At 63.9% G+C, this 1,283-nt stretch carries 2 protein-coding genes; both read left to right on the top strand.

The features are described 5' to 3' along the window. The first annotated feature begins 65 nt into the window (after positions 1–65). Positions 66–365 (top strand): transposase, encoded by a 300-nt coding sequence (locus ACIA5H_RS37790; RefSeq protein WP_194982285.1) that lies wholly within the window; start codon positions 66–68, stop codon positions 363–365. Between the two features lie 2 nt (positions 366–367). Continuing rightward, positions 368–1,249, top strand: a complete 882-nt coding sequence (locus ACIA5H_RS37785; protein ID WP_397081165.1) for an IS3 family transposase — start codon at positions 368–370, stop codon at positions 1,247–1,249. Positions 1,250–1,283 lie beyond the last annotated feature (34 nt).

The following is a 1,283-nucleotide window of genomic DNA, read 5'->3' as shown; positions in this document are numbered from 1 at the left end:
TGAGGTTCCCCCGCTTCCTTGGAGGGCTCTGAGCATGGTCCGATAGGACCGGGAAGGAGCCCCGCGTGGCAGCACCGAAGAAATACCCGGACGAGTTGAAGGCTCGAGCGGTCCGCTTGTATCTGGAATCGGACCCGAAGCCGACGATCCGCAAGCTCGCCCAGCAGTTGGGGGTCCATCACGAGGCCTTGCGGAACTGGATCCGACAAGCCGACACCGGTCAGCGACCGGAGCCGGAGGCGTCCGATTTGGCCGAGGAGAACAAGCGGCTGCGTAAGCAGGTCGCCGAGTTGGAGCGGGTCAACGACATTCTGCGGTCTGCGAGTGCGTATTTCGCCTCGGAGCTCGGCCAGACCCGGAGGTGATCGTGCGGTTCGTCAAGGACAGCCAGCACCCGGTCGAGCTCGTATTGCGGGTACTCGGGATCGCCTCGTCGACCTATTACTGGTGGTGCAAACGCCTGGAACAGCGCTCGGCTCGCCAGATCGCGGACGAGGCGTTGCTGGCTGAGATCGTCGATATCCATACCAGCTCCGGCGGCACCTATGGCTCTCCTCGGGTGCATGCGATGCTGGCCCGGCGCGGCATCTCCGTCGGCCGCAAACGGGTGGAGCGGGTGATGAGTGGCGCCGGGTTGCAGGGCGCGTTCCTGCGGAAACGGTGGCGCACCGCCTCGACACGAACCGATCCACGAGCAGCGCCGGCACCGGATCTGGTCGAACGGGTCTTCACCGCGGACCGGCCGAACCGATTGTGGGTGGCCGACGCCACCAGGATCCCGTGCGGTCAGGGCACGTTCTGGCTGGCAGCGGTGCGGGATGCGTTCTCCAACCGGATCGTGGGCTGGAAAACCTCGGACCGCTGCGACACCGAGCTTGTGCTCGGAGCGCTGGAGTTCGCGGTTTGGAGCCGTGACATCCGCGACGGTGAGCTGATACACCACAGCGATAGGGGCTCGACCTACACGGCGATTCGGTTCGCTAATCGGCTGGCCGACAACGGGATCGCGCAATCGATGGGCTCGGTCGGAGATTCTTACGATAACGCGTTGATGGAGAATTTCTTCTCCACGTTGAAGACCGAGTTGGTTTATCGCCGGGCCTGGCGGACCCGGGACGAGGCCGAGAACGCCCTGTTCGCCTATATCGATGGCTGGTACAACAGCCAGCGCATTCAGAAGAAGCTGGGCTGGCGATCACCCGCCGAGTTCGAAGCCAGTTACCATCACCCGGTTCCGGCTGGAACCTGATAACCCCGCCCTCCAACAATGCGGGGGAACCTCA

Source organism: Nocardia sp. NPDC051900, from assembly GCF_044452545.1.
Classification (GTDB): Bacteria; Actinomycetota; Actinomycetes; order Mycobacteriales; family Mycobacteriaceae; genus Nocardia; species Nocardia sichangensis.
The sequence above is the reverse complement of the archived record's forward strand: the minus strand, read 5'-3'. Positions and strand labels throughout refer to the sequence as shown.